We start from the raw sequence: 4,273 nt of genomic DNA on the forward strand, positions 1-4,273 counted from the left end.
GGCAGCGAGCCGAGCGGGATCCCGAGGTTCCGCGCGAGGAGGTTGCCGGTGCCGCTGGGCAGCAGGCCGTAGGGGACGCCGGTCCCCGCGAGACGCCCGGCCCCTCCCCGCGAGACGCCGCTCCGGCACGCGACTCGCCGACGGAGGTGTACGAGAGCAGGAGTCTCGCGGAGGGGAGACGGGGGCCGGTCACCCGTAGAGTGGCCGGGTGGAAGCAGCCGACATCGCCGACGACATCACCGAGGTCCTCTACACCGAGGCCGAGATCCACGAGCGGATCCGCGACCTGGCCCGCGCCATCGAGCGCGACTACGCGGGCGAGAACCTGCTCATCGTCGGGGTGCTGCGCGGCGCCGTGATGGTGATGGCCGATCTGGCCCGCGAGCTCAAGCTCGACATCGTCATGGACTGGATGGCCGTCTCGTCCTACGGGAGCGGCACCAAGTCGTCCGGCGTGGTGCGGATCCTGAAGGACCTCGACTCCGACATCACGAACCGCAAGGTGCTGATCGTCGAGGACATCATCGACTCCGGCCTCACGCTCTCGTGGCTGCAGGGCAACCTCCGCAGCCGCGGCGCCGAGTCCGTCGAGATCTGCGCGCTGTTCCGCAAGCCCGCGGCCGCCAAGGTCGAGGTCGACGTGGCCTACGTCGGCTTCGACATCCCGAACGAGTTCGTGATCGGCTACGGGCTCGACTACGCCGAGCGCTACCGCAACCTCCGCGATGTCGCCGTCCTCGCCCCGCACGTCTACGAGTAGCGCCGCGGACACCGCGCAGGAGAGCCTCGAGCGGCTCTTCGCGGTGCCGCTGCTGGGCTATCACATGAGCTACCCGACCTCGCTGCGGGCCGACCTCGAGTTCAACTACTGGTGGCTCGCGCATGCGATCGACGCGGCCGTCGACGCCTTCGAGCGCACGGGCGACGAGGCGCACCTGGAGCGGGCCCGGCGGATCCACCGCGCGATCCGCCTCCGCAACGGCGGGCGCCTGGTCAACGGCTACTTCGACGACATGATGTGGCTCGGCGGCGCGCTCGCCCGCCTCGGGGAGGCCTCCGGCGATCCGCGGTTCCTCGACCGGGCCGACCGCCTCTGGCACTTCGCCGTCGCGAGGGGCTGGAACCTCCGCCACGGGGCGAGCCTCGCCTGGCGCCGCCGGCAGCTGGACTACAAGAACGCGCCCGCGAACGGCCCGTTCGCGATCCTCGGCGCGCGCCTGGAGCGGCTGCGGCCGGACGGCCGGGAGGAGCTCTCGCGCGCCGCCCTGGACTGGATGCACGTGCGCCTCCGCGACGACGACACCGGCTTCGTCGCCGACGGCATCGGCCGCGAGGGAGGCTCCGCGCGCGACGACTGGGCCTTCAGCTACAACCACGCCGTCTACATCGGCGCGGCGCTCGCCCTGCACCGCCTGCGGCCCGACCCCCGCCTGGTCGCCCACGCCTCCCGCACGGCCGAGGACCTGCTGGACCGGCTCGCCCCCGACGGCGTCTTCGTCGACCAGGGCTCGGGGGACGGCGCCCTGTTCGGCGGCATCGCCTACCGGCACCTCGTCGACCTCGCCACGACGAGCGGAGTCGCGCCCGCGGTGGCGGCTCGCGTCCGCGGCTTCGTCGCCGGCAGCGTCGCCGCGCTGCAGAGCTCGAGCGTCCGCCGCGGCGTGCTGCTGGCCGGGCCCCGCTGGGACGTGCCTCCGTCGCTGCCCGCCACGCTCTCGGCCGAGATCGGCGCCGTGCTCGCCCTGGAGGCGTCAGCGCGACTGGACCGGTCGCCGGTGCCGTCAGACTGACGGGGTGAAGGCACCCGAGAAGCGCACCGTCGCCGTCGTGATCAACCCGAGCAAGTTCGACGACGTCGGCGCCGCGGAGGACCTGGTCGCGACGATCGCGCGCCGCCACGGCTGGAACGAGCCGCTCTGGTTCGAGACCAGCCCGGGCGACTCCGGTGCCGCCGCGGCCCGCGCCGCGCTCGAGGCGGGCCCGGACCTGGTCTGCTCGATGGGAGGCGACGGCACCGTCCGCGCCGTCGCCACGGTGCTGCGCGGGACCGGCGTCCCCTACGGCCTGCTGCCCAGCGGCACCGGCAACCTCCTCGCGCGGAACCTCGGGATCCCGCTCGGCTCGCTGCCCGAGGCGGTCGAGATCGCCCTGCTCGGGCAGGACCGCGCGATCGACGTGGGCACGGCCGCGTTCGACGACGGCGAGGAGCGGGTGTTCATGGTGATGGGCGGGGTGGGCCTGGACGCCGAGATCATGGACAAGACGGACGAGGAGCTGAAGAAGCGGGTGGGCTGGGGCGCCTACTTCGCGGCGGGGGCGCCGGCGATGTTCAAGGCCGGATTCGAGGTGACCCTCACGATCGACGGCGCGGAGGAGCCTCCGCAGCGCTGCTTCATGGTGCTGGCCTGCAACTGCAGCTCCGTGGTCGCGAACATCGAGCTGGCCGCCGGAGCCGTGCTCGACGACGGCGACCTGGAGCTGGTGCTGCTGCGTCGGCGCTTCGGCCTCGCGCTGGACGTGGCGACCGGCAACCGCAACGGGCTCGCCTCGCTCCGGCAGTGGCCCGGCCGCGAGTTCTCGTTCGAGCTGGACCAGCCGGTGCTCGCCGAGCTGGACGGCGATCCGGTCGGCCGCACCCGCTCCGGGCGCTTCGGCGTGGATCCGGGCGCCCTGCTCGTGCGCCTGCCGGTGCCGACGCCCCGGAGCCCGGGACTGACTCCGCACGACTCGGTGATCGTCGACACGTCCGCCATCTCGACGCTGCTCCCGGAGCCGCCCTCCTCCTGACGCTTGCGCGCTCTTCTTTACGATTGTAAGTTATCTGACGGACGTAAAGAAGGCGCTCCTCGCGCCGGGAAGAAGGACCCCGTGACCGATCCGCGGCTCACCCGCTCGCGCGAGCTCCTGCTCACCGCGATCACGAGTGCCCTCGACCGCCCGGGCGACGACCAGCCCTCCATCACGGAGCTCTGCGGCGCCGCGGGTGTCAGCCGCCCCACGTTCTACCAGCACTTCGGGGATGTGCCGTCACTGATCGAGGCCGCCGCGGTGGAGCGGATGCACGCGCTGTTCGGTGACGTCGCTCCCGGCACCGCCCCCGCCGACTGGGAGGGCGCGGTCCCCCGCATCGTCCGCGGGCTCCTCGAGGGCCTGCTCGTGCACGCCGACTTCTACCGCCGCGTGCTGAGCGGAGGCACGGCCCGCGCCGTGCAGGAGTCGGTCGTCGCGTTCCTCGCGCAGCGGCTCCTCGCCTTCTCGCCCCTCGCCGAGCGCGGATCGGGCGGCGGCGACCACGCCCGCGTCGAGCGCTTCGCCGTCCTCCTCGCCGCCGGTACCACCTGGCTGGTCGTCGGCTGGCTCCTCGACGGCGACGCCCGCCGTCCCGTGGCCTCGGCCTCCGCCGACATCGCCGAGCTCCTCGTCACCGGAGTCGCCTCGCCGCGGCTCGCCGCCCTGCACTCCACGAAGTAGAAGGACCATGACCACCTCCCCGCTCCGCCGCGCCCTGCGCGCCGTGAACCCGCGCCTCGTCGTCGTCTTCGCCGCGATCGCGCTCATCCCGCTGATCTACGCGGGACTGCTGACCTCGGCCAACCTCGATCCCACGCACCACCTCGACACGGTGCCCGCCGCGATCGTCAACGAGGACACCGGCGCGACCGCCTCGGACGGCTCCGCGCTCGCCCTCGGCGACGACCTGACCGAGCAGCTCACCACCGACACGTCCGGCTCGGACTTCGCCTGGACGGCGACCGGGGCCGACGAGGCGTCCCGCGAGCTCGCCTCCGGCGACGTCCTCGCCGTGCTGACGGTGCCGGCCGGCTTCTCGGCCGACGTCGCCTCCGTCGGCGGCGACGACCCCGCCGCGGCCGTGCAGGCGAAGCTGTCGATCGAGACGAACGACGCGGCCAACCTGATCGTCGGCAACATCGCCTCCACCATCGGCACCACCGTGACGAAGACGCTGGAGGAGAAGGTCGGCGCGACCTACCTCGAGAACGTCTACCTCGGCTTCACCGACGTGCACTCGAGCCTCGAGCAGGCGGCCGACGGCGCCGCTCAGCTGGCGGACGGCGCCGGGACCGCCGCGTCCGGCTCCTCCGAGCTGGTCGTCGGGCTCGCGCAGCTGCAGGACGGCACCGCGCAGCTGGCGACCGGCGCCGACTCCCTCCGCTCGGGCGCGGGGAGCGCGGCCTCCGGAGCGTCCGACCTCTCGTCGGGACTCCAGCGGATCGCGAGCGGGACCGGGCAGCTGCCCGACCAGGCGGCGGCG

At 73.3% G+C, this 4,273-nt stretch carries 5 protein-coding genes; all 5 read left to right on the top strand.

Going from position 1 to position 4,273, the window contains the following annotated elements:
• Positions 1-208: 208 nt before the first annotated feature.
• Positions 209-760: a hypoxanthine phosphoribosyltransferase gene (hpt, locus tag C5C82_RS16790; protein ID WP_104224109.1), complete on the top strand. Its 552-nt coding sequence runs from the start codon at positions 209-211 to the stop codon at positions 758-760.
• A gap of 64 nt (positions 761-824) precedes the next feature.
• Entirely contained in the window at positions 825-1,790 is a 966-nt protein-coding gene (locus C5C82_RS16795; protein WP_181134472.1) for a glycoside hydrolase family 76 protein, read from the top strand.
• 4 nt (positions 1,791-1,794) lie between these two features.
• Complete coding sequence (locus C5C82_RS16800) at positions 1,795-2,787, top strand: diacylglycerol kinase family protein (RefSeq protein WP_104226014.1); 993 nt, start codon at positions 1,795-1,797, stop codon at positions 2,785-2,787.
• 81 nt (positions 2,788-2,868) lie between these two features.
• Positions 2,869-3,471 carry a TetR/AcrR family transcriptional regulator gene (locus C5C82_RS16805; RefSeq protein WP_104272970.1) on the top strand — a complete coding sequence of 201 codons (603 nt, stop codon included), beginning with the start codon at positions 2,869-2,871 and terminating at the stop codon, positions 3,469-3,471.
• Between the two features lie 7 nt (positions 3,472-3,478).
• A partial coding sequence (locus C5C82_RS16810; RefSeq protein WP_219814864.1) for a YhgE/Pip domain-containing protein occupies positions 3,479-4,273 on the top strand: 795 nt, incomplete at its 3' end.

Source organism: Rathayibacter sp. AY1D5 (assembly GCF_002932515.1).
Classification (GTDB): Bacteria; Actinomycetota; Actinomycetes; order Actinomycetales; family Microbacteriaceae; genus Rathayibacter.